The 23354-nt window shown below is 58.6% G+C and carries 26 protein-coding genes; 14 read left to right on the top strand and 12 right to left on the bottom strand.

Features of this window, described 5'->3' with window-relative positions; all coding sequences use genetic code 11:
* Nucleotides 1–722: 722 nt before the first annotated feature.
* Nucleotides 723–1244, bottom strand: coding sequence for a glutathione peroxidase (locus BUB78_RS18310; RefSeq protein WP_073200627.1), 522 nt, complete (start codon nt 1242–1244; stop codon nt 723–725).
* Nucleotides 1245–1380: 136 nt separating this feature from the next.
* Between BUB78_RS18310 and msrB the strand changes: the two genes are divergently transcribed.
* The 3 genes from msrB (at nt 1381) to BUB78_RS18295 (ending at nt 3321) form a co-directional block, all read left to right on the top strand.
* The gene (gene msrB / locus BUB78_RS18305) at nt 1381–1830 is read left to right on the top strand and encodes a peptide-methionine (R)-S-oxide reductase MsrB (protein WP_170865108.1); all 450 of its coding nucleotides are present in this window, start codon (nt 1381–1383) and stop codon (nt 1828–1830) included.
* A complete protein-coding gene (msrA, locus tag BUB78_RS18300; RefSeq protein WP_073200623.1) occupies nt 1827–2339 on the top strand; it encodes a peptide-methionine (S)-S-oxide reductase MsrA in 513 nt (170 codons plus the stop codon). The genes msrB and msrA overlap by 4 nt, the downstream gene beginning before the upstream one ends.
* Nucleotides 2340–2400: 61 nt before the next feature.
* Nucleotides 2401–3321, top strand: a complete 921-nt coding sequence (locus BUB78_RS18295) for a DMT family transporter (RefSeq protein WP_073200621.1) — start codon at nt 2401–2403, stop codon at nt 3319–3321.
* A 3-nt stretch (nt 3322–3324) separates the two neighbouring features.
* Here BUB78_RS18295 and BUB78_RS18290 read toward each other — a convergent pair whose 3' ends face one another.
* The 5 genes from BUB78_RS18290 to BUB78_RS18270 form a co-directional block, all read right to left on the bottom strand.
* Nucleotides 3325–4650, bottom strand: a complete 1326-nt coding sequence (locus BUB78_RS18290; protein WP_073200619.1) for an NAD(P)/FAD-dependent oxidoreductase — start codon at nt 4648–4650, stop codon at nt 3325–3327.
* Entirely contained in the window at nt 4647–5462 is an 816-nt protein-coding gene (locus BUB78_RS18285) for an ABC transporter permease (RefSeq protein WP_073200617.1), read from the bottom strand. Before BUB78_RS18285 ends, BUB78_RS18290 begins: the two co-directional genes overlap by 4 nt.
* A complete protein-coding gene (locus tag BUB78_RS18280; RefSeq protein WP_073200615.1) occupies nt 5459–6349 on the bottom strand; it encodes an ABC transporter permease subunit in 891 nt (296 codons plus the stop codon). Before BUB78_RS18280 ends, BUB78_RS18285 begins: the two co-directional genes overlap by 4 nt.
* A 4-nt stretch (nt 6350–6353) precedes the next feature.
* On the bottom strand, nt 6354–7478 hold the full coding sequence (locus BUB78_RS18275; protein WP_073200613.1) for an ABC transporter ATP-binding protein: 1125 nt from the start codon (nt 7476–7478) through the stop codon (nt 6354–6356).
* 70 nt (nt 7479–7548) lie between these two features.
* A complete protein-coding gene (locus BUB78_RS18270; RefSeq protein ID WP_170865107.1) occupies nt 7549–8634 on the bottom strand; it encodes a polyamine ABC transporter substrate-binding protein in 1086 nt (361 codons plus the stop codon).
* 145 nt (nt 8635–8779) lie between these two features.
* Between BUB78_RS18270 and BUB78_RS18265 the strand changes: the two genes are divergently transcribed.
* Together BUB78_RS18265 and BUB78_RS18260 are read left to right on the top strand one after the other, a co-directional pair.
* Entirely contained in the window at nt 8780–9475 is a 696-nt protein-coding gene (locus BUB78_RS18265; protein ID WP_073200608.1) for a GntR family transcriptional regulator, read from the top strand.
* A gap of 89 nt (nt 9476–9564) precedes the next feature.
* Nucleotides 9565–10962 (top strand): aspartate aminotransferase family protein, encoded by a 1398-nt coding sequence (locus BUB78_RS18260; RefSeq protein WP_073200629.1) that lies wholly within the window; start codon nt 9565–9567, stop codon nt 10960–10962.
* Nucleotides 10963–11078: 116 nt separating this feature from the next.
* Here BUB78_RS18260 and BUB78_RS20995 read toward each other — a convergent pair whose 3' ends face one another.
* On the bottom strand, nt 11079–11222 hold the full coding sequence (locus BUB78_RS20995) for a hypothetical protein (protein ID WP_220084033.1): 144 nt from the start codon (nt 11220–11222) through the stop codon (nt 11079–11081).
* A gap of 89 nt (nt 11223–11311) precedes the next feature.
* Here BUB78_RS20995 and BUB78_RS18255 point away from each other — a divergent pair, with 89 nt between their 5' ends.
* Nucleotides 11312–11827 (top strand): winged helix DNA-binding protein, encoded by a 516-nt coding sequence (locus BUB78_RS18255; RefSeq protein WP_073200607.1) that lies wholly within the window; start codon nt 11312–11314, stop codon nt 11825–11827.
* A 9-nt stretch (nt 11828–11836) separates the two neighbouring features.
* Here BUB78_RS18255 and BUB78_RS18250 read toward each other — a convergent pair whose 3' ends face one another.
* The 3 genes from BUB78_RS18250 to BUB78_RS18240 all read right to left on the bottom strand — a co-directional run bounded on the left by BUB78_RS18250 (nt 11837) and on the right by BUB78_RS18240 (nt 14713).
* On the bottom strand, nt 11837–13138 hold the full coding sequence (locus BUB78_RS18250; protein ID WP_073200605.1) for a TRAP transporter large permease: 1302 nt from the start codon (nt 13136–13138) through the stop codon (nt 11837–11839).
* A 3-nt stretch (nt 13139–13141) separates the two neighbouring features.
* Nucleotides 13142–13666: a TRAP transporter small permease gene (locus tag BUB78_RS18245; protein ID WP_073200603.1), complete on the bottom strand. Its 525-nt coding sequence runs from the start codon at nt 13664–13666 to the stop codon at nt 13142–13144.
* A gap of 81 nt (nt 13667–13747) precedes the next feature.
* Nucleotides 13748–14713 (bottom strand): TRAP transporter substrate-binding protein, encoded by a 966-nt coding sequence (locus BUB78_RS18240; RefSeq protein WP_073200601.1) that lies wholly within the window; start codon nt 14711–14713, stop codon nt 13748–13750.
* Nucleotides 14714–14826: 113 nt separating this feature from the next.
* Here BUB78_RS18240 and BUB78_RS18235 point away from each other — a divergent pair, with 113 nt between their 5' ends.
* From BUB78_RS18235 to BUB78_RS18225, 3 genes are read left to right on the top strand one after another with little or no spacing between them, the layout of a single operon-like run.
* Nucleotides 14827–15585 carry a 5-oxoprolinase subunit B family protein gene (locus BUB78_RS18235; protein WP_073200599.1) on the top strand — a complete coding sequence of 253 codons (759 nt, stop codon included), beginning with the start codon at nt 14827–14829 and terminating at the stop codon, nt 15583–15585.
* Nucleotides 15582–16598, top strand: coding sequence for a 5-oxoprolinase subunit C family protein (locus BUB78_RS18230; RefSeq protein ID WP_073200597.1), 1017 nt, complete (start codon nt 15582–15584; stop codon nt 16596–16598). The genes BUB78_RS18235 and BUB78_RS18230 overlap by 4 nt, the downstream gene beginning before the upstream one ends.
* An 11-nt stretch (nt 16599–16609) precedes the next feature.
* The gene (locus BUB78_RS18225; protein ID WP_073200595.1) at nt 16610–17377 is read left to right on the top strand and encodes a LamB/YcsF family protein; all 768 of its coding nucleotides are present in this window, start codon (nt 16610–16612) and stop codon (nt 17375–17377) included.
* 45 nt (nt 17378–17422) lie between these two features.
* Here the strand turns inward: BUB78_RS18225 and BUB78_RS18220 are convergent, their stop codons facing one another.
* Both BUB78_RS18220 and BUB78_RS20780 read right to left on the bottom strand, forming a co-directional pair.
* Nucleotides 17423–18040, bottom strand: coding sequence for a TetR/AcrR family transcriptional regulator (locus BUB78_RS18220; protein WP_073200593.1), 618 nt, complete (start codon nt 18038–18040; stop codon nt 17423–17425).
* A 126-nt stretch (nt 18041–18166) separates the two neighbouring features.
* Nucleotides 18167–18325 carry a hypothetical protein gene (locus tag BUB78_RS20780; protein WP_170865106.1) on the bottom strand — a complete coding sequence of 53 codons (159 nt, stop codon included), beginning with the start codon at nt 18323–18325 and terminating at the stop codon, nt 18167–18169.
* A gap of 174 nt (nt 18326–18499) precedes the next feature.
* Between BUB78_RS20780 and mbfA the strand changes: the two genes are divergently transcribed.
* The 5 genes from mbfA to BUB78_RS18195 all read left to right on the top strand — a co-directional run bounded on the left by mbfA (nt 18500) and on the right by BUB78_RS18195 (nt 23250).
* Entirely contained in the window at nt 18500–19477 is a 978-nt protein-coding gene (gene mbfA / locus BUB78_RS18215) for an iron exporter MbfA (protein ID WP_073200591.1), read from the top strand.
* Nucleotides 19478–19555: 78 nt separating this feature from the next.
* Nucleotides 19556–20488: an AEC family transporter gene (locus tag BUB78_RS18210; RefSeq protein WP_073200589.1), complete on the top strand. Its 933-nt coding sequence runs from the start codon at nt 19556–19558 to the stop codon at nt 20486–20488.
* 30 nt (nt 20489–20518) lie between these two features.
* Complete coding sequence (gene fghA / locus BUB78_RS18205) at nt 20519–21352, top strand: S-formylglutathione hydrolase (protein ID WP_073200587.1); 834 nt, start codon at nt 20519–20521, stop codon at nt 21350–21352.
* 3 nt (nt 21353–21355) lie between these two features.
* Nucleotides 21356–22798 carry a Si-specific NAD(P)(+) transhydrogenase gene (sthA, locus tag BUB78_RS18200; RefSeq protein ID WP_073200585.1) on the top strand — a complete coding sequence of 481 codons (1443 nt, stop codon included), beginning with the start codon at nt 21356–21358 and terminating at the stop codon, nt 22796–22798.
* Nucleotides 22795–23250: a YaiI/YqxD family protein gene (locus BUB78_RS18195; RefSeq protein WP_073200583.1), complete on the top strand. Its 456-nt coding sequence runs from the start codon at nt 22795–22797 to the stop codon at nt 23248–23250. Before sthA ends, BUB78_RS18195 begins: the two co-directional genes overlap by 4 nt.
* Nucleotides 23251–23354: the final 104 nt, after the last annotated feature.

Below are 23354 nucleotides of genomic sequence, written 5' to 3'. Positions count from 1 at the left end.
GTAGCTACCATCGAGAAACTCCCCACAAATCAAAGAAGCCTCTGAATCGCAGATCAGGCGTCATGCCGTAAGTGTGGGAGCGGCGCACCGCTTACGATTTAACTGATGAACCCCTTGAATGGCTTTTAAAGTACAGTCACAGGCACTGTGGGTGGCCAACGGACGCAGGCGTTTGCCGTAGTAAGTACCAAGCATGGAACTTTGAGGCTCCTTGATTTGCTACTTCTCATAGACCTTTAGTATTCGAACGCCATTGACGAAATCGACCGACCGAGACCTGACGGCGAGCAAGCGTTTTGGGATTTACTAAGGCAGGGACATCCCCGACTAGCACTTCGTGCAGAAAGCCATGTGGATGCGTGCTTGGTTGCCAAATTGAAGGGAGCGCTTCGCCCAAATCCTTACTCTTGAACTTCATTTTTCTGTTAGAGCAAGGGGCTTGCCTTCACGTCCTTTTCATGGGACACAAATAGCACACGTCATGGGACACATGGCCGCGAAAGCGTTCTGAATATCCCTTGAAAAACAGTAGGTTGCCCATCGGTTCGATTTTTAAGTCGTCCTCTCCTGGGCACCAAAACTTCAAATATCGCATTGGTTTAACTCAAGAATTTTCGAATTCTTCGAGCCGCTGAGAGAACGTGTTGCTAAGTCACAGGTGCCAGTGGTGACAAATCCCTCGCTATCGACACCCTAATTGACGCGGACACGCCAGTCAGACCTTATTTAGGAAGAAAGGCCTCAATCGCTTGGGTCACCTTGCGTGACAGTGGTCGTGTGGTTGACCCATATGTGGCGGCCACAGTGCCATCGGGGGCGATCAGGATCTTGTTGAAATTCCAACTTGGCTCAAACCGGGCTTCCTCGGCGACCGAGGCATAAAACGGATGCGCCTTGGGCCCTGTCACTGGCGTAATCGTGGTCATAGGCAGGGTCAGCCCATAGTTGATCTCGCAAAATTCCTTGACCTGTTGGTCGGTGGCCAGTTCTTGGCGGAAATCATCTGAAGGCACCGTCAACACCACAAGACCACGAGCGCTATATTTGTCATGCAACGCCTGCAGCCCTTCGTATTGCCCGGTAAAGCCGCACTGCGACGCGGTGTTGACCACAAGCACCGGGCGACCCGCCCAATCGGACAGCTTGAAAGTGCCGCCGTCAATATTCTCGAACGGCGCCTCAAGATTGAGGGCGGCGGCGGGTAAAGCCCAAACCAAGGCGAACAAAACGGCAAGGTAACGCATAGGATCCTCCGAAGGGTTTCATTAGGTGTACGGGCTGAAGGCTACGCTTGGATCAATCAAGTGGGTAAATTTCATTTGAATTTTGCGCGGGCGCCCCATCTGATAGATGTAACTATCCCGGGTTAGGAGAATGACTTTGACAAACTACACCAAAGACCCGAACGCCATCGCGGCGCTTAGCCCCGAAGAGTTTCGGGTAACGCAGAAGAACGGCACCGAGCGCCCCGGCACGGGCAAATACCTCAACAACAAAGAGCCGGGCATTTACGTGGACATCGTCAGTGGCGAGCCGCTTTTCGCCAGCTCTGACAAATACGAATCGGGCTGTGGCTGGCCCAGCTTCACCAAGCCGATCGAGCCGACCCATGTGACCGAAATCAATGATTTCACGCTCGGGATGATCCGCACCGAAGTCCGGAGTCAGCACGGCGATAGCCACCTTGGCCATGTTTTTCCTGACGGGCCGCGCGACAGGGGCGGTTTGCGCTATTGCATCAATTCCGCCAGCCTCCGGTTTGTTCATCGCGACAACATGCAGGCCGAGGGATATGGCGATTATCTTGATCAAGTGGAGGATGTGACATGAGCGAACGCGCTGTTTTGGCGGGGGGCTGTTTCTGGGGCATGCAGGATCTGATCCGCAAGCTGCCGGGCGTGATTTCAACACGCGTCGGCTATACCGGCGGGGATGTGCCCAATGCCACCTATCGCAACCACGGCACCCATGCCGAGGGGATCGAGATTTTCTTTGACCCGGCAAAGATCAGCTATCGCCGGGTGCTTGAATATTTCTTTCAGATTCACGATCCGACCACGGTAAACCGTCAGGGCAATGATCGAGGGCTTAGCTATCGTTCGGCGATCTATTATGTCGACGACGCACAAAAGGCAGAGGCGCTGCGCACCATCGCCGATGTCGAGGCCAGCGGTCTCTGGCCCGGTAAGGTCGTGACAGAGGTTGAACCGGTCGGCGATTTCTGGGAAGCAGAGCCAGAACATCAGGATTACCTGCAACGGCTTCCGCAGGGCTATACCTGTCACTTCCCGCGGGCCGATTGGGTGCTTCCGAAGACCACGGCGGATAACCCGGCCTAGGGTAAATCGGGCCGAAATAGTATCTGTTTTGGCCTGATCAAAGGCGCGAAGGAACCAATCCATGCGGCCCCTGACCGGCATCGCGCTCAAGCTTATCTCGGTGACCCTGTTCATTACCATGTCGGCGCTGATCAAGGCAGCCTCGGGGCATGTTCCGCCGGGCGAGGCAGTGTTTTTCCGCTCGGCCTGTGCCATTCCGGTGATTCTGGTCTGGCTTGCCTGGCGCGGGGATTTGCGCACCGGGCTTAAGGTGGCCTCGCCGATTGGGCATTTCTGGCGTGGTTTCGTCGGCACCGCCGCAATGGGAATGAGCTTTGCCGGACTCGGGTTGTTGCCCTTGCCCGAGGTCACGGCGATCAGCTATGCTGCGCCGCTTTTGGTGGTGGTATTTGCCGCCATGTTCCTTAATGAGCAGGTCGGCGTTTACCGGCTTGGGGCGGTGGCGCTTGGCCTTGTCGGCGTTCTGATCGTTCTTGCCCCGCGTCTGAGCGCGCTCAGCGGGCCGACGGTTGAAACGGCTCAAGCGGTTGGCGCGATGGTGGTGCTGACCGGCGCGATCTGTGCGGCATTGGCCCAGATTTACGTGCGCAAACTGGTTCAGACCGAAGAAACCAGCGCAATCGTCTTCTACTTTTCGATCACCTCGACGGCCTTGTCGCTTTTGACCATCCCGTTTGGCTGGGTGCTGCCGTCTGGATTTGAGCTTGGCCTCTTGGTGACGGCCGGCATCCTGGGTGGGTTGGGTCAGATCTTCCTGACCTCTTCCTATCGCTTTGCCGATGCAAGTGTCGTGGCACCGTTTGACTATGCCTCGATCCTGTTCGCGCTTTCGATTGGCTATTTCGTCTTTGACGAGGTGCCGACCAGCGCGATGCTCAGCGGGGCGGCCTTGGTTATCCTTGCGGGATGTCTGATCATCCTGCGCGAACGTCAGCTTGGGATCAGGCGCAACAAGGCGCGCGCGGCCAGAACGCCGGACTAGGGTCTAATCCCGCATGACCGTTGCAAGCGCATAGGGCGGCCAGAGCATGGCGCGGCGCAATCGGCCAAGCGGCCAGCGCCGTGGAGCGGCCTGCATGATTTTTGGATAGAGGTGCTCGGGCGCTTTTCCTTGAACGAGATCGGCCAGCAACGCGCCGGCATATGTACCCATCGCGACCCCGTTGCCGTGAAACGACAGTGCTGTAAAGGCGCCCGGCATATCGGCAATCGGCCCTGCATAGGGGGTCAAATCGGGCGCAAGACTAAGCAGACCGTTCCAGCTATGGGGGCTTTCCACATGGCTCCAGGCCGGGAACATCGTCTCAAAATGCCGCCGGATGGTGCGGTGCATGCGCTGATCGAAGCGGGCAGAACTAAATAGCCCGCCGCGCATGCCAAAAAGCATCCGCTTGTCGGGCATCAGGCGGAAATAGTGAAGGAAAAACCGATCATCATAACACATCTGGTGGCTCGACCATCCCTGTGCGGCGATCTCGTCATTGCCAAGCGGCCGGGTCACGATCACGTTCGATTGCGTCGGCAAATAGCGCGAGCGCATCCAATCGGGCAAGTCATCCGAGGAATAGCCATTGGTCGCCACGATAAGGCGCTTTGCGGTGACCTGTGCCTTTGGCGTGCTGAGGCGAAAGCCATTGACCTGCCCGATCTTTGTCACGGGTGAGTGGCCATAGATACGCGCGCCCGCGCGGGTCGCAGCGTTTGCTAGCCCGAGGGCATATTTTAGCGGATTGAGCGCGATACCGATGGGGGTTGTCAGCGCCGCATAAAACGGGCCTTTCATGCCACTTTGGGCAAGATCAGACCCTGAAATCAGGCTTGGCGTCACACCATAATCCGCCTCGATCTGCTTGGCGCGCGCGGCAAATCCCTCTGCCGCTTTTGGTGTATGCGCCAATAGCGTCTCGCCATTCGAATGGGCATCTGCCGCGATGTCATGCTCTTTGATCAAGGTTTGGGCAAACCGGGCGGCTTCGGCCTCACTCCGGCGGTATTCGCGGCGGGCCTCTTCGCCGTAAAGCTTTCGCAGCATCCCGTCAGAGGCCGCTGATCCGCCAAGACAGCAAAACCCGCCATTGCGCCCGGATGCGCCCCAACCGGGGGTTTCGGCCTCGAACACACAAACATCTTCGCCCGTCTGTGCAAGGCGCAAAGCGGCCGAAAGCCCGGTAAACCCTGCACCAATGATGGCCACGTCACATGTGATCTTATCGCGCGCCTGTGAAAATTCAGGAACAGGCACTGTTTCGGCCCAAAAGCATCGCTCACGGGGGCTGTTTCCGTAGGTGTAGGCAGGATAAATCCGGCTCATGCGTGGACTGCTGCGCGCTCATCCGCCTGTTGGCGCAGGCTTGCGCGCTTGGTGACCAGAGAGGCCGTGATCACCCCGACGGCGACAATCGCGATCATGATGGTCGACAGCGCGTTGATCTCGGGCGAAACCCCAAGGCGCACCGCGCTCCATATCTTGATCGGTAGGGTGGTGGACGATGGCCCGGCGGTAAAGCTTGCGATCACCAGATCATCCAGCGACAGGGTAAAGGCCAAGAGCCAACCCGAGATCACCGCCGGGGCAACGATCGGCAGAGTCACAAGGCGAAACGCCTGAAACGACGAACACCCAAGATCAAGCGCCGCCTCTTCAAGCGATTCATCAAACGTCACAAGGCGAGAAGACACAACGACCGAGACAAAGCACATCGAGAATGTCGTATGCGCCAGGATGATGGTGAATATCCCGCGATCAAGCCCGATGCCGATGAACAACAGCAAGAGTGACAGGCCGGTGATCACCTCTGGCATCACCAGTGGCGCGTAAACCATGCCGGAAAATAGTGTCCGCCCCGGAAACCGCCCGGCGCGCACAAGCACAAGCGCCGCCATGGTGCCAAGCACGGTCGCGATGCTCGAACTGACAACGGCGACCTGCACCGTGACCCATGCGGCATCCAAAAACGCCTCATTCTGCAAAAGCTCGCCATACCATTTGGTCGAAAACCCGGCCCAGACCGTCACAAGTTTTGACGAGTTGAAGCTATAGGTGATCAGGATCAGCATCGGCAGGTACAGGAAGGCGAACCCAAGCGAAAGCGAGGTGACGTTAAACCATGTGAGACGTCTCATCCTTCAAGCTCCCGCTGTTTTTGCTCGTTGCGCTGAAACAGCACAATCGGAATGATCAGGATCAGCAGCAACACTACCGCGACGGCGCCGGCCACCGGCCAGTCGCGGTTGTTGAAGAATTCTTCCCAGAGCACCTTGCCGATCATAAGGGTTTGCGAGCCACCCAAAAGCGAGGGGATCACGAATTCGCCGATGGTGGGGATGAACACCAGAAAACAGCCCGCGATAATGCCGGTTTTCGATAGGGGAATGGTAATTAACCAGAATGCCTTTAGGCGTGAACACCCAAGGTCTTCGGCCGCCTCAAGAAGCGATCCATCCATGCGTTCCAGCGCCGAATAAATCGGCAGGATCATAAAGGGCAAATAGGTATAAACGATACCGATATAGACCGCCGTTGGCGTGTTCAGAATGGTCAATGGCTCGGAAATCAGACCCAGACTCAGCAGGAATTGGTTCAGATAGCCCTCGGTCGACAGGATTCCCATCCACGAATAGACCCGGATAAGAAAGCTTGTCCAGAACGGCAGGATCACCAGCATCATCAAGGTTGGCCGCCAATGATCGGGCGCGTTGGCCATGCCATAGGCGATCGGATAGCCGACCAAAAGCGTAAGCAAGGTCGCGATAAATGCGATCTTGAGCGACGAAATATAGGCCTTCCAGTAAAGATCATCGGTAGTCAGGAAGACGAAATTTTCAAAGTCGAGCGCACGAAAAAACGCCTTGATCCCGGCCCAACCCTCGGAGACATCAAGCGTCGGGGTATAGGGCGGGATCGCAAGGTCGATATCGCTCAGGCTGATCTTGAGGACAATGATGAAGGGCACCAGGAACAGCGCCAGCAACCAGGCATAGGGCAGGGCGATAAGGGCAAACCGACGCATCACATCATCCTTTCAACAAGACGCCGGCGGTATCCGTCCAGGACAGCCAAACCCGGTCTTCCCAGGTAAAGCTGCGCCGCGACAGGCGCGTCGTGTTGGCGGTCTGTGCCTTGACGATCTGCCCGCCGGGCAGCTCGACATGATAGGTGGAAAGATTGCCAAGATAGGCGATATCAAGGATTTTCCCCTCAAGCGCATTACGCCGATCGCTAGGCTTTTGCGCCGTAATAGAGACTTTTTCAGGCCGGATCGCGAGGTGGCATTCCTGTCCATTGTCAAATTCGGTATCGGACTCCGCAAAAAGCGTTGGCTGGTCTTCGGCAAAGCTGATCTCATAGGCGCCATCGCCGCGCCGGGCAGTCCCGCTCAGGATCGTGACCTCGCCGATAAAGTCGGCCACATAAACCGAATTGGGCATCTCATAGATGCGCGCCGGCGTATCGGCCTGAACGATCTTGCCGTCATCCATTACGGCCACGCGGCTTGCGACGGTCATCGCCTCTTCCTGATCGTGGGTGACGATCACAAAGGTGGTGCCGGTGCTTTCCTGAATATCCATCAGCTCGAACTGTGTATCCTGGCGAAGCTTGGCATCAAGCGCGCCAAGCGGCTCGTCAAGCAGCAAGAGTTTCGGTGCCTTGGCAAGGCTGCGGGCAAGGGCGACACGCTGGCGCTGACCGCCGGAAATCTGGTGGGGTTTGCGCTTGGCAAACTTCTCAAGCCGGGTGAGTTTGAGCATCTCGGCGACGCGCGCGGCGATCTCATCCTTGGATTTCTTGTCACGCTTCAGGCCGAAAGCGATGTTTTCCCAGACCGACAGATGCGGGAAAAGCGCATAGGACTGGAACATCATGTTCACCGCCCGCTTGTTGGGCGGGATCGGCGCAATATCCTGCCCGGCCAAAAGGATCGTGCCCTCGGTCGGAGCCTCGAATCCGGCAAGCATCCGCATCATAGTGGTCTTGCCGCAACCGGAGGGGCCAAGTAGAGCAAAGAATTCTTTTTCATAGATATCAAAGGTTTGATTGTCGATCGCGGTGAAATCGCCGAAACGCTTGGTGACGTTCTTGAATTGAATCAGCGGTTTCGCGGTCGGATCATTCCAGGGCTCGAAAACGGTTTGTGACATACCTACCCCTGCCTTCATTGAGAAAACCCGCGCGGGCCGTGACCTGCGCGGGCATTTTTATGTGATCTTATCAGGTGCCTGATTTGATCTTGGTCCAAAGGCGGGTCACGACCCGCTGTACCTTGGCCGGATAGGGCGTGGTGGTGAACAGATTGTCCAGCGTCGCGGCATCGGGATAGATCGCCGGATCGCCAATCACATCCTCGACAAGATACTCCTGAGAGGCCTTGTTGCCGTTGGCGTAATAAACATAGTTCGACGCAGCTGCCATGTTTTGCGCATCCATGATGAAGTTCAGGAACACATGCGCGCCATCGGGGTTAGGGGCATCGACCGGAATCGCCATCTGGTCAAACCACATCTGCGCGCCCTCTTTGGCCGCATTATAAACGATTTCCACGCCATTATCCGCCTCGGCGGCACGGTCACGCGCCTGAAGGATATCACCCGACCAGCCGACCGCGACACAGATATCGCCATTGGCCAGACCGTTGATATACTCCGAGCTGTGGAATTTCTGGATATAGGGGCGGATCGCCATAAGGATCGGCTCTGCCTTGGCGATCACCTCTGGGTCATGGCTATCGGGGTCTTCGCCGATGTACTTGAGAACCATCGGGATCATTTCTGCCGGCGCATCAAGGAAATGCACGCCGCAATCGCCGAGCTTTTGCATGTTCTCGGGGTTCAGAACCAGTTCAAGACTATCAAGCGGGGCATCCTCGCCCAGCAATTCCTTGACCTTGCCGACATTCGCGCCGATGCCCGTGGTGCCCCACATGTAGTTGATCGAATAGGCATTGTCGGGGTCGTATTGCTCGGTCCGGCTGCTGACCACATCCCACATGTTGGCGTGGTTCGGCAGCTTGTCCATATCAAGCTTCTGGAACGCTCCGGCCGTGATCTGGCGTTGCAGGAAGGTGCCCGAGGGCACAACCACATCATAGCCCGACCCGCCCGCAAGCATCTTGGTCTCAAGCACTTCGTTGCTGTCAAACACGTCGTAGATCAGATCAAGCCCGGTTTCGGTCTCGAACTTTTCAAGCAGGGCTTCGTCGATATAGTCGGACCAGTTGTAAACCCGCACTTCTTCGGCCGAGGCGGTGATCGCCCCTAGCGCCAGAGCGGCGGTGGTGGTCATGATTAGATGTCGCATTATATTCTCCCGTTGGTCGGCATGTCGTCTGCCTTGCCGCGGATTTGATCAAAAATTTCCGCTCATGGCAATATAGTAATGTTTTCATGCAGCCGTTAAACTCGCAAGGACAGACATTCAAAGTCATGGCTTGGACGCGCAACAGATGACGACAACCGCACAGGATTTGAGCACTCCCGAGGCCGCCTTGCCCCGGCTTCCCGCACATGAGGTGATTTATCGCCAACTGCGCGATCTGGTGCTGTTTGGAGATCTGGCACCGGGGGAAGCGGTGACCATTCAGGGCCTGTCGGAACGCCTTGGTGCCGGCATGACACCGGTGCGCGAGGCATTGCGCCGCCTCATCGCCGAAGGCGCACTTGTATTTCAGGGCAACAGGCGGGTCAGTGTGCCCTTGCTGAGCGCCGACAACATAAGCGAACTAATCCTTGCCCGTCAATGGGTTGACCCCCATCTTGCCCTGCGGGCCACTGAGCGTGCACGCCTGAGTGATCTGAACCAGCTGCGCGCCTTGGATGATGAGTTGGACGTTGCCATCGCGCGCGGGGATCTGCGCGCCTATCTCGAACTGAACTATCGCTTTCACAAGCGTCTCTACGAGATTGCCGAGGCGCCGATTCTGGCGCGTATGGCCGACGGGCTCTGGCTTCGGTTCGGGCCGTCGCTTCGGGTGGTTTGCGGGCGTATGGGCACCCAGAATTTGCCGGACAAGCACAAGGCCATGCTGGAGGCCATGCAGGCGCGCGATTCTGAGGCCGCAGCGCGCGCAATCCGAGAGGATGTCATTCAGGGAATGGAGCAAGTGCGCCAATCCTTGGAGCAATCAGGCGCTTTGTGCTGATTCGATTGACAGGAAATAATTTGATCATATTCTGGGGCAAAGGTTGGCCTTCGCGCCAGCGAGTCTCTTGATACGCGAAAGGTATGACCATGACGGCAATCACCAACCATATGCCCACGGCCGAATTGCAGGCGCTTGATGCCGCTCATCACATGCATCCCTTCACCAACAACAATGAACTTGAGCAAAAGGGTGCCCGGATCATCACCCGCGCCAAGGGCGTGACCCTGACCGATAGCGAAGGCAATCAGATACTCGATGCAATGGGGGGCCTGTGGTGCGTCAACATCGGCTATGGCCGTGAAGAACTGGCCGAAGTGGCGGCGCGGCAGATGCGTGAGCTTCCGTTTTACAATACCTTCTTCCAGACCACCCATGTCCCGGTCATTGCCCTCTCGGCCAAGCTTGCCGAACTGGCGCCGGGGGATTTGAACCATGTGTTCTACGCCAGCTCCGGGTCCGAGGCGAATGACACCAACATCCGCATGGTGCGCACCTATTGGGCCGAAATGGGCCAGCCGGAGCGCAAGGTGATCATCTCACGCAAGAACGCCTATCACGGGTCAAGCGTCGGCAGCGGTAGCCTTGGCGGCATGTCGGGCATGCATGCGCAGGGTGGCATGCCGATCCCCGATATCCACCATATTGATCAACCCTATTGGTACGGCGAGGGCGGCGATAGCGACCCCGAAGAGTTCGGCCTCGCCCGCGCCCGCCAGCTTGAGGAAAAGATCGAAGAGCTTGGCGCGCACTGCGTGGCGGCCTTCATTGCCGAGCCAATCCAGGGCGCCGGCGGAGTGATCATCCCACCCGATAGCTATTGGCCCGAGATTCAGCGGATTTGCGACAAATACGGCGTCCTTCTGATCGCGGACGAGGTGATCTGTGGCTTTGGTCGTACCGGCAACTGGTTCGGAAGCCAGACCCTGAACATCCGGCCCGATATCATGACCATCGCCAAGGGGCTTAGCTCTGGCTATGCGCCAATCGGCGGCTCGATCGTCAGCGACAAGATTGCCGAGGTGATCAATGCCTGCGAATTCAATCACGGCTATACCTATTCCGGCCATCCGGTATCCTGCGCGGTGGCGCTTGAGAATCTGCGAATTCTGGAAGAGGAAAAGATTGTCGAGCGCGTGGCGCAGGACACCGGGCCATACCTCAAGGAAAAATGGCAGGCGCTGGCCGATCACCCGCTGGTGGGCGAGGCGCGTATCGTGGGAATGATGGGATCGCTTGCGCTGACCCCGCACAAGGAAAGCCGCGCCAAGTTTGCGGCGGATGCGGGCACGGCGGGCTATATCTGTCGCGAGCGCTGTTTTGCCAATAGTCTGGTGATGCGCCATGTGGGCGATCGCATGATCATTTCACCGCCGCTGGTGATTACCAAAGAGGAGATCGACACGCTTGCAGAGCGCGCCTGGGCTTCGCTCGATCAGGCGGCCGCCAAGCTCAAGGAAGACGGCCTCATGAAAGCAGCCAGCTGATCGGCGGCGTTTTTCGAAACAGCGCGGCTGCGCCGCACAGGTAAGTAGGATGAGGGGCGCTGCCCCTCAAACTCCCCGGGGTATTTTCGGCCTAATGTATCAAGCGCACCAATAATCTAGCTGAATATCCGCCCGCTTAGATTCACAATACGGGCACGCAGGATAAAACGACCAGCAACGCAGTAATGGCGCTGCGAAAGCAGATCATCCGGGGCGATGGTGATGGGCTGGCCCGACACCATGCGGCGCAGGGCAGACATCAATTGCGCGGTAAGGCGTTCCAGTCTCGATGTTTTTGATATATACTTAATTTACAGACACTTTACAAACGATTTGCAGGAATAACCTGATGAGCGAACCCGACCGTCGGCGTATCGTATCCTCGCGCCACCTGGCCGAAGGTGAGGGCTGGGAAACCTCGGAATTCGAATATGGGCTGATCATCGCCTATAACGCGTTCAGCCGCTGGATGCAGAAATGCATGAACGCCGCCGGCATGCCCGAGCTAAGCTCGCTTGAAATTCTGGTGCTGCATAACGTCAACCACCGGGATCGCGAAAAGCGGCTGGCCGATATCGGGTTCATGCTGAACATCGAAGACAGCCACACGATCAACTATGCCCTGCGCAAATTGCTCAAGCTGGGGCTGGTGAATTCGGAAAAGCGCGGCAAGGAAGTGTTTTACCGCACCTCTGACACCGGTACCGAGCTTTGCGATCTCTACCGCAAGGTGCGCAAGGAATGCTTTTTGAACGGCCTGCCCCGTACCGGGATTTCCGGCAGCGAACTTGCCGAGATTGCATCGACCCTGCGCAGCATGTCGGGCCAATATGATCAGGCCAGCCGCGCCGCCTCATCTCTTTAAGATCGCGCTTTAATTGCCCATCGCGTTCGGCAGAACCGTTACGATTGACGGGAACACCGTGATCAAGAGCGCGCCCAAAAGCAGCAGGAAAAAGAACGGCATCGCCGCAGCCGCAACCCGCAGGATATTGATGCCCGTGAGCCCCTGAATGACAAACAGGTTAAAGCCGACAGGCGGGGTGATCTGGCTCATCTCGACAACAAGCACAAGGTAGATGCCAAACCAAAGCGGATCTATTCCGGCGGCTTCGACCATGGGCAGGATGATCGAGGTGGTCAGCACCACAACCGAAATCCCGTCGAGAAAACAGCCCAGAATGACAAAGAAAACCGTCAGCGCCGCCAAAAGAGCATAGGGCGACAAGTCAAACCCGCCGATCCATGTGGCAAGGTTGCGCGGAATGCCGGTAAAGCCCATCGAGATCGACAGGAACGCCGCGCCCATCAGGATAAAGGCGATCATGCAGGAGGTCCTGGTCGCCGACAAAAGCGCGTCCTTGAATTCGGCCAAGCCAAACCCCCCGGTCGACATCGCCAGCACAACAGACAGGACAACGCCAAGCGCGGCCGCATCGGTCGGCGAGGCAACCCCGGAATAGATCGAGCCGATAACACCGCTGATCAGCAACAAAACCGGGATAAGCCTGCGCGACGCGCGCAGCTTTTCGCCAAACGAATAGGTGCCCTCAAGCGCCGGAATGCTCGCCGGGTTCATGATCGCCTTGAACGCCACATAGCCGATGAACAGGCCGACAAGCATCAGACCGGGCAGAACCCCGGCCACGAACAACCGCGCGATGGATTGCTCGGTCGCCACGCCATAAACGATCAGGATGATCGACGGCGGGATCAACAGGCCGAGCGTGGCAGAGCCAGCCAGCGTGCCAAGGATAAGTTTTTCGGGATAGCCCCGCTCGGTCAGTTCCGGTACCGACATCCGCCCTATGGTGGCGGCAGTGGCGGCGGATGATCCCGAAACCGCCGCGAAAATCGCACAGCCAAGGATATTGACGTGCAACAACCGCCCCGGCATGCGCCCAAGCCAGGGGGCAAGGCCGGTAAACATGTCCTGGCTCAGGCGGGATCGTAACAATATCTCGCCCATCAGAATGAAAAGCGGCAAGGCCGCCAGCGGCCAGCTATGACTATGCCCCCAGAGGGTGGTGGCAAGTACCTGACCGGCGGGCGGATTGGCAAAGAACACCAGCGCGACAAGGGCCATGAAGGTCAGCGAGAGCGCCACCCACATGCCCATCGCCAACAGCACCAGAAGGACCGAGAGCAGAACCGTGAAAACCATCGGGTCAGACATAGGTTATTCCGATCCTTTATCGATCAGCACCGGCGCACGGGTGATCAGGGCTTCGATCAAAGTGTCGATCAGCGCGATTGTCAAAAGGCCAAGCCCCGCCACCATCGCCGTTTGTGGTATCCAGAGCGGGATCGCGATGATGCCGGTGGACATATCGCCATATTCGATACTCTCGGCCATCAACGCCCCGGCGTACCAGGTGGCATAGCCGGTGATCGCGATGCCAAGCGTGAGAACGACAAGCTCGAACACCCATTTCGGGCCGTCGGCCAGTTTCTGAACGAAGAGGTTGACCCGGATATGGCTTCCGCTGCGCAGGGTATAGGCCAGCGCCATGAACGACGCCGTCGAGAGCATGTAGCCGGCGAAATCAGCGTAAGAGGGAATGGTAAAGGACAGGTCCGGCCCGCCAAGGCGCGCCAGAATGTTCAGAACAACCTGCGCTGAAACCACAAGGCAGATGCCAAGAATGGACAGAGCCGCAATAGCCCCGGCAATTTGATAGAGTCGATCAAGGAGTTGCCGCATAACCGTGGCTCCTGCTGGTATTGATCCGGGGAATGGTTGACGGCACAGCACCGCCATCTAGCCGCGCTGTGCCTGTCGATCTTATTTCTGGTAAGCGTCCAGAATGGCCATCGCGCTATCACTCGCGTTCGCCTTCCAGTTCTCAAGCATGGTAGCGCCAATTGCCTCAAGTCCGGCCGTAAGGTCGTCGGACGGGGGCACGATCGTCACGCCGTTATCCGCCATCACCTTGGTTTTCTCGGCCGCTTCGGCGCGTGACATATCCCAGCCGCGCGTTTCCGCCGCCGCGGCCGCATCCATGACCGCCGATTGTACCTCGGGCGACAGCTTGTCAAAGACCCGCTTGTTCACGACAACGATGTTCTTGGGAAGCCATGCGTCGATGGGGGAATAGTGGCTCAGGAAATCCCAGGCCTTGGAATTGGCGCCGGTCGAGGGCGAGGTGATCATGGCCTGAACCTGACCCGTGGCAAAGGCCTGCGGAATGTCAGAGGCCTCAATCTGCACCGGGGCGGCCTTGGCGGCGGCCGCGAATTCTTCGAGCGAAGCGTTATAGGCGCGGAACCGCAGACCGGCCAGATCGTCGACGGTCTTGATCTCGCCATTGGTATAAAGCCCCTGCGCGGGCCATGGCACCGAGAACAACGGCATCAGGCCTTCGGCCGCCATCAACTCGGAAATGACAGGCTTCTGCGCCGCCCAGAGTTTGGCGGCATCCTCGTAATTGGTGGCCAAGAACGGCTGGCTGTCGAGGCCATAGGCAAGATCCTCGTTCGAGAGACGCGACAGGAAAAACTCGCCAATCGGAACCTGACGCGAGCGAACCGCATTCTTGATCTCGGGATGTGGAAACAGCGATCCGGCGGAATGCACCGTGATCGTCAGCTCGCCATTCGTGGCCGCCTCTACATCCTTGGCAAACTGTTGGATATTGACGGTGTGAAAGGTGCTGTCGCCATAAGGCGTGGGCATGTCCCAGCTTTCGGCGAGGGCCGGTGTCGCCATGGCAATGGTTGCGGCAAAAAATGCAGCATGAACTACCTTCATTAGATTTATCTCCCGTTGGTTCGCATCTTAACGATGCCTTTTTGAATGTATTACGTTGACAATTTATCATCGTTTTGCAATTGTGGCAAGTGATATCATCAAGGTGAATAACGGTGCCCCCCCAAAGCAACGGCTCAGAAAATTACCCCAGACTGCAGACCGTTGGCATCGACGGTTTGTTGATCACCTTTGCCGACCGCCTTTCCGATGGCGCAAATCGCGCGGCTTTGGCATTTCGGGCCATGATAGAGACTGCCAAGATCGAGGGCATCAAAGAGACCACGACATCGCTCGCCTCGACCTTCGTGCTTTTCGACCCAGTGAAATCCGACCTCGAACACATCCGCGCAGCGCTTTTGGCCCTGCTTGAAGGCACCGATTGGTCCGATGTGCCACTGCCGCAGGGGCGGCGCCTCTGGCATGTGCCCGCCGCTTTTGGAGGCACACGCGGGCCGCAACTTGACGAGGCCGCAAAGCTGGCAGGTATCGACCGGGATCAGGCGATCGAGGAAATGACAACCACTCGCGTGCGGGTTCTGACCATCGGTTTTGCCCCCGGACAGCCCTATCTTGGCACTCTGCCCGCCCATTGGAATATTCCGCGTCAGTCCGGGCTGACCAAACAGGTGCCGAACGGCGCCATCGCCGTTGCGATCCGACAGCTGGTCTTGTTCACTGCCTCAACGCCGACCGGCTGGCGGATGATCGGGCAAACAGCCTTTCGCGGCTTTCGCCCGGATCAGGACGCGCCGTTCACTTTGGGCGTTGGCGACGAAATCCTGTTTTCGTCGATTTCCGAGGACGAGCTGGATCACGTTGAGCACACCGACCAGACCGGGCTTGGTGGCGCGTCATTCGAGGTGATCCCATGAGTGCCGCCCTGATCGTGCGCCGCGCAGGCCCTGCCATGACGGTTCAGGATCTGGGCCGCAGCGGACAACTCGTTTACGGGCTGGCGGCTGGCGGTGCCGCGGATCGGGTGGCGCTTGCCGAAGGGGCCGCATTGCTTGGTCAGGCCCTTGGGCTTGCGGCGATCGAGATGGCTGGCATGGGCGGCGAATTCGAGGCGACCCACGATATCCGCATCGCCCTTACGGGTGCCCCGATGAAGGCCGATCTTGATGGTGCTGCCCTGGTCTGGAACGCCAGCCACCTCATGAGCGCCGGGCAACGCCTTACAATCGGCGCGGCGAGTTCTGGCAACTACGGCTATCTGCATGTGGGTGGCGGAATCGACACCAAACCCTTCCTCGGAAGCCGCGCCGCGCATCTTACCGGCGGGATCGGCGAGCGCATTCAAAGCGGTGATCACCTGCCGGTTGGCGAGGATCGACACACTGAGAACACCGGCAACGTTCTGCCCCCGCAAGACCGCTTTTCCGGTGGAACAGTCACTGTTTTACCAAGTGCTCACACCGCTCATTTCCCCGATGACGTGCGCGCGCGCTTCGAAGCCACCACGTTTCAACGCACCCCACGTGGCAACCGTCAGGGCGCCGAACTTGCCTTTGACGGCGCGCCGTTTTCCACCGGCGAACAGCTGACGATCCTGTCGGAATGCATGACCGTCGGCGATATTCAGATGACCGGCGATGGCCAGCCTTTCGTGTTGCTGCCCGAATGCCAGACGGTTGGCGGCTACCCGCGCATCGGCACGGTCACGCCCGGCGACCTTCCCAAGGTGGCGCAGGCGACGCCCGGCGCCCCCCTGCGATTCACCTTCGTGACCCACGAGGAGGCAGTCGCGGCGTACCGCCCCCTTGAAAACCTCCGGGCCGACATGGCCCGCTTGATACAACCCCTGATCCGCGACCCGCGCCGCATGCACGATCTGCTGAGCTATCAGCTGATCAGCGGGGCGATCACCGGGTGGGATGACATATAGGACAGACAGCAATGGCACGAACCGTCGATTTTAATGCCGATATGGGCGAATCCTTTGGCGATTGGACCATGGGCAACGACGCGGCCCTTTTGGATGTTGTCACCTCGGCCAATATCGCCTGTGGCTTTCATGCGGGAGATCCCGATGTCATGGCCCGCACCATGCGGCTGGCGCACGACAAGGGCGTCGGTATCGGTGCGCATCCGGGATTTGCCGACCTTCAGGGGTTTGGCCGCCGTCGGATAAACCTGTCGCCTGACAGCCTTCGCAACATGATCCAGTATCAATTGGGCGCCTCACTCGCGATGGCCCGCGCCGCCGGATCGCAGGTGAGGCATTTCAAATTGCACGGCGCGCTGTCGAACATGGCAAGCGAGGATGCCGACCTTGCCCGCACCTGTTACCGCGCCGCTCTGGATGTTGCGCCCGACATCACGATTTTGGTTCTGGCCGCCACCCCGATGCAACAGGTCGCAGAGGATCTCGGCTGTAACTGGGCCGGAGAGATTTTCGCCGACCGCGCCTATAACGACGATGCCACGCTGGTCGACCGCAAGCTGCCCGGCGCCGTTATCCATGATGCCGGAATCGCGGCGGATCGCATCCTTGCGATGGTCACCGAAAACGCGATCATCGCCGAAAGCGGCAAACGGATCGCAACCCGCGTCGATACGATCTGCGTGCACGGCGACACCACCGAAGCGCTGGACATCGCACGCGCGGTACGGGGCAAACTTGAAAGCAACGGTGTGCGATTGGCGCAATTTGGGACGTCCTAAAGAGGCCCTGTCAAAATCGGCTAAGCGCCCGGAGACGACTTACGGCTATGCGCCGTAGCGCGCCATCAGCATATCGACCACTCCGGTGACGACGCGGTCAATTTCGGCCTCTTGCGGGGCCTTGCACAGACCACAGAGGCAGCGCACGAAAAGATCGCATTTGCACAGCTCGCAAAACTGTTCAGCGGCCAAATTCATATCGTCGATCTTGAGGGCGCCGGTTTCCACGTAATGGCCAAACACCATGCCAAGCCGCTCGCGCAGCAACTCTGGTCCAGAGGCGTAAAACCGTTTGCCAAGTTCGGGAAAGCGGTGGGATTCAGAAACGGAAATCCGGTAAACCTGAATGCCGAAATCCGACAGGAAAAACCGTACGACACGATCCGCGATATCGCGCAGGGTGACGGCGCAGGGGGCGTTCAGATCAAATTCGCGCAGCGCCTCTTCGGCCTGGCGGTTGCATTCGATCCGGGCCACCTCAGAGAACAGAAGGCGCTTGTCCGGAAAATAGCTATAGAGCGTGGCCTTTGACACCTGCGCCTCTCGGGCGATGTCATCAACGCTTGCGCCTTCAAAGCCGTCACGCAAAAACACGTGCCGTGCCCCTTCGAGCACCTGATCAAACTTGCGCCCTTTTTTGATTTCCGCGGCCATTGCCGACATAAAGATCCTCCCGGTAAGAGGGCTAGTTTAGTCGCCCTGACGGCTGGATCGCAAGCACATCCGCGCACAGGTGCGGAAATCACAGGCCGCCGTTTCAGGTTCGTGATGGTCCGTGATCCTGAGAGGTCATTTATTGATGCCGCTGTTGCCTTGGGTCACCGGCGCGGGCGCAGGGTCGGGATAGGTCAGGACAGGCGTGAGCGAGTTCACGTCGATGCCAAAGGCCAGAACAGGCGAGGCGGCCAGAGAAAGCGAGAGGGCGATTGCGGTGACGATCTGTTTCATGTCATTCTCCATAAGTGAACTGTTTGGTTCAGAATCTTACCTAAACGGTTTGGTTTACTTTTCAAGAGCAAAGTGAACTGTTTCGTTTAGTTAATGCGCGACACCCCGACGCTTTGCGCTTGAAGCGACCAGCGGCTAGAGTACATTAGAACCATTCTAAGGTGAGAGGCAGTCATGATTCCCGGTATCCAGTCACGTCGACGTTTCAAGGATTTGTCAGAACAGGAAATTCTGGCGCTCGCCATTTCCTCTGAGGAAGATGACGCGCGTATCTATCGAAGCTATGGCGAGTTGTTGCGCGCCGAATATCCCGATACCGCCAAGGTTTTTGATGGCATGGCCGCCGAAGAAGACGACCACCGCCAACGCCTGATCGACTTGCATTCCAAGCGTTTCGGCGATGTGATCCCGCTTATCCGGCGCGAGCATGTTGCCGGGTTTTATGCCCGCCGCCCTGTCTGGCTCATCGAGAACCTCGGGATCGAGCGTATCCGCGCCGAGGCCGAGGGGATGGAGCGTGACGCCGAGGCATTTTACATCAAGGCGGCGCAGCGCACGACCGATGCAGACACCCGCAAGCTGCTTGGCAATCTCGCCGCCGCCGAGGCCGGTCATCAGGCCCGCGCCGGCGATCTTGAGGCCGAACACCTTGACGAGGATTCACGTGCCGCAGAAGAGCGCACCTCGAAGCGCGCCTTCCTTCTGACATGGGTGCAGCCCGGGCTTGCCGGGCTTATGGATGGCTCTGTTTCGACGCTCGCGCCGATCTTTGCCACCGCCTTTGCCACGCAAGACACCTGGACCACCTTCCTCGTCGGGCTTGCGGCCAGTGTCGGCGCGGGCATCTCGATGGGCTTTACCGAGGCTGCCAGTGACGATGGCGAATTGTCTGGGCGCGGCAGCCCGATCAAACGCGGCTTTTCCTCGGGGATTATGACGATGGTCGGTGGGCTCGGGCACGCCTTGCCCTACCTGATCCCGGATTTCTGGACCGCCACAATCGTCGCCTTTGTCGTCGTCTTTATCGAGCTTTGGGCGATTGCCTGGATCCAGAACAAATTCATGGACACGCCGTTTTTTCGCGCCGCCTTTCAGGTGGTGCTTGGCGGTGCGCTTGTGTTTGCCGCCGGTGTCCTGATCGGCAGCGGCTAGCGGTCTAGGGCTTTGTGGTCCGATGCCCGAGGGGTCAGGGTCGATTGACCTTGCCCCGGAACCTGCTACCACACGCGCATGTTAAGTGTATTCCTCCAGACACTTCCGTTCTTTTTGATCATCGGGCTGGGATACGGCGCCGGACGCAGCGGGTTTTTCCCCGAGGTGGCGACAGCATGGTTGACGAAGTTCGTGTTCTACTTTGCCCTCTCGGCGATGCTGTTCCGGTTTTCGGCAAACCTGACGCTGGCGGATGTTCTGGATTGGAACTTCGTGATGGCCTATCTCTGGGCCACCGGCTTTGTCTATGGCATCGCGACGATGGTCGCGCTGTTGCGCCGGATCAGTATTCAGGAAGTCGCCATCGAGGCGCAATGCGCGGTGATCGGGAATGTCGGCTTTCTAGGCGTGCCGATGCTGGCCATGCTGATGGGCGAAGCGGCGATCGGCCCGGTGATGATCGTTCTGGCGGTTGACCTGATTGTCTTTGGCTCGCTTGTGGTGATCCTGATCACCGGTTCGCGCGATGGCCGGATGAGCCTTGGGATTCTGCGCACGGTTGGCCTTGGCCTTTTGAAAAACCCGATGATTGTCTCGATCGTTCTGGGCCTCACATGGTCGGGCCTGCGCATTCCGATCCCGGACCCGATGAACGACTTCGTGGCCATTCTGGGTGGCGCGGCGACACCCGGCGCCCTGTTCGCGATTGGCGCGTCGCTCGCCTCGAAATCGGCCGAGCGTGCGACGATCTCGGGCTGGTTGTCGTTCTGCAAACTGGTGCTTCACCCGGCCTTTGTAGCGCTTTCGGCCCTGGTTCTGTTCCGGGTCGAGCCCTATGCCGCAGCGGTGATGATCGCCGCGGCGAGCCTTCCGGTGGCGGGCAACGTCTATATGCTGGCCCAGCATTACGGGGTCGCGCCCAAGCGGGTGTCGGCCTCGATTCTGATTTCAACGACGGCGGCAATCGTTACAGTGTCGCTTGTGATCGGCTGGGTGAACCAGCTTTATTGAACACTGCTTAAGATGGCAAAGGAGAGACGCATGCAAACGGTTTCGGAAAACACCTGTTTTGGGGGTATCCAGGGGGTTTATAGCCATACATCCAAGGCCTGTGGTGGTGACATGACCTTTGGGCTTTTCCTGCCGCAAGAGGCCAAGGATGGCCCGGTGCCGGTGCTTTGGTATCTCTCGGGGCTGACCTGCACCCATGAAAATGCCATGACCAAGGCCGGTGCCCAGGGCTGGGCCGCCGAACAGGGGATTGCCCTTGTCTTTCCCGACACAAGCCCGCGGGGCGAGAGCGTTGCCAATGACGAGGCCTATGACCTTGGGCAAGGCGCCGGGTTTTACGTGAACGCCACCCAAGACCCCTGGGCGCCGCATTTCAAGATGTGGGATTACGTTGCCGAGGAATTGCCTGCGCTGATCACCGAGAATTTCGCGATTGACGGCGAGCGCCAGTCGATCACCGGCCATTCGATGGGCGGGCACGGCGCGCTTACCCTCGCGATGGGCCTCGCCGGGCGTTACCGCTCCGTCTCAGCCTTTGCGCCGATCTGTAACCCCACCGCAAGCGATTGGGGCCGCAAACAGTTCACCGCCTATCTTGGCGCCGATGAAAGCAAATGGGCCGCCCATGACGCCAGCATCCTGATGCGCGAAACCGGCTTTGACGGCCCGGTTCTGGTGGATACCGGCACCAACGATCAGTTCCTCGATCTGCTGCGCCCCGAAACCCTTGCCGATGCCGCCTTTGCGCGCCGCCAAGAGGGCGCGATCCGGATGCAAAAGGGCTATGACCACAGCTATTTCTTCATGTCGAGTCTTATGGAGGATCACGTTTCATTCCACGCAGAGGCGCTTTATGCGGATTAGACCATGAGCCATTATGACCTGATCATCATCGGCTCTGGCCCGGCGGGCCGGGCGGCGGCCATTCAGGCCGGCAAACTCAAGCGCCGGGTGCTTGTCATCGACCGCAAGGACCGGCTTGGCGGGGTCTCGGTGCACACCGGCACGATCCCCTCCAAAACCCTGCGCGAGACGGTTCTGAACCTTTCGGGCTGGCGCGAGCGCAGCTTTTACGGCCGTGCCTATCGGGTCAAGGATGACATCGGCGCCGAGGATCTCAAGGCGCGGCTGCACATGACGCTCGATCACGAGGTTGACGTGCTTGAGCATCAGTTCAACCGCAACCATGTCGACACGTTGCATGGGCTGGCGCGCTTTGTCGATCCGCATACCTTGGATGTCGCCACCGAGGCGGGCGATGTCACGCGGCTCACCGCTGATCGGTTTCTGATTTCCACCGGCACCAAGACCTATCGCCCCGACAACGTGCCCTTCAACGGGCGCACCGTGGTGGATAGCGACGAGTTTCTCGAACTTGCCCAGATTCCGCGCAGCCTTATCGTGGTCGGCGCCGGGGTAATCGGGGTGGAATATGCCACCATGTTCTCGGCGCTTGATGTGCGCGTGACCCTGATCGAGCCGCGCGAGACTTTCCTCGATTTCATCGACACAGCGCTTATCCGGGATTTCACCCATCAAATCCGCGAGAATGGTGTCGATTTGCGGCTTGGATCGGCTATCGAAACGATTGAGGACGCGGGCGATCACATCGAGGTCAGCCTTGCCAATGGCCGTCACGTCCGCGCCGAGATGTTGCTTTTTGCCGCCGGGCGGATGGGCGCAACCGAAGGCCTTGATGTTGCCGCCGCCGGGCTTGAAACCGACCATCGCGGACGGCTCGAGGTTGATCGCAAAACCTATCAGACCAACGTGCCGCACATCTATGCCGCGGGCGACGTGATCGGTCACCCCTCGCTCGCCTCGACCTCGGTGCAACAGGGGCGCGTTGCGGCCTGTCATGCGCTTGAAACGCCCACCTTGCCGGAAAGCCCCTGGTTTCCCTATGGGATCTATTCAGTGCCCGAAATTTCGACCTGTGGCATGTCAGAAGAGGAAATGCAGGAACGCGGCATTCCCTATGAGGTCGGCGTCGCGCGCTTTCGCGAGACGTCACGCGGGCATATCATGGGCTTGGAACATGGCATGCTCAAGATGCTGTTTTCACTCAAGACGCGCCGGGTTTTGGGCGTGCAGATCGTCGGCGAGGGCGCGACCGAGCTTATTCACATTGCGCAGGCGGTGCTGAACCTCAAGGGCACGGTGGATTACTTCGTGCAGAACACCTTCAACTATCCGACGCTGGCCGAGGCCTATAAAATCGCCGGATTGGACGCCTTCAACCGCATGCCGATTCCAGAGGAATACAAGCTTCACCGCACCGAGGCCAAAATCCGCAAGGCAAAGAAATGAGCATCTATGTCGATGCCGATGCCTGCCCGGTCAAGGCCGAGGTTGAAAAGGTCGGCACCCGGCATCGCGCGCAAATGTTTATCGTCTCGAACGGCGGGTTGCGCCCCTCGCAGAACCCGCTTGTCGAGACGGTAATCGTGCCCGACGGCCCCGATGTCGCCGATATGTGGATCGCAGAGCGCGTCGGCCCCGGTGACGTGGTGATCACCGGGGATATTCCCCTCGCGGCAAAATGCGTCGAGGCGGGCGCGCAGGTGCTCAAGCATAATGGCGAGCCCCTGACCCGCGCCAACATCGGCAACGTGCTTGCCACCCGCGACCTGATGACTGACCTGCGCGCCGCCGATCCGTTTCGCCAGGGCGGCGGCAAGGGATTCACCAAGGCCGACCGGTCTCGTTTTCTTGACGCGTTGGAAAGGGCCCTGCGCACCGCCAAACTTTCGGGTGCTTGAAGGTCTGCAGTGTGGTTTCAACGGGTGGTCGGAACACTTTAATCTTTTGAAGAAGATGGAGTGTTTATCATGAAGTATCGCAAGCGGACGTTTTATACGAACAA

The organism is Roseovarius marisflavi, assembly GCF_900142625.1.
In the GTDB taxonomy this organism is placed as follows: Bacteria; Pseudomonadota; Alphaproteobacteria; order Rhodobacterales; family Rhodobacteraceae; genus Roseovarius; species Roseovarius marisflavi.
Note: the sequence above shows the minus strand (reverse complement) of the source record. Positions and strands in the feature narration are given on the sequence as shown.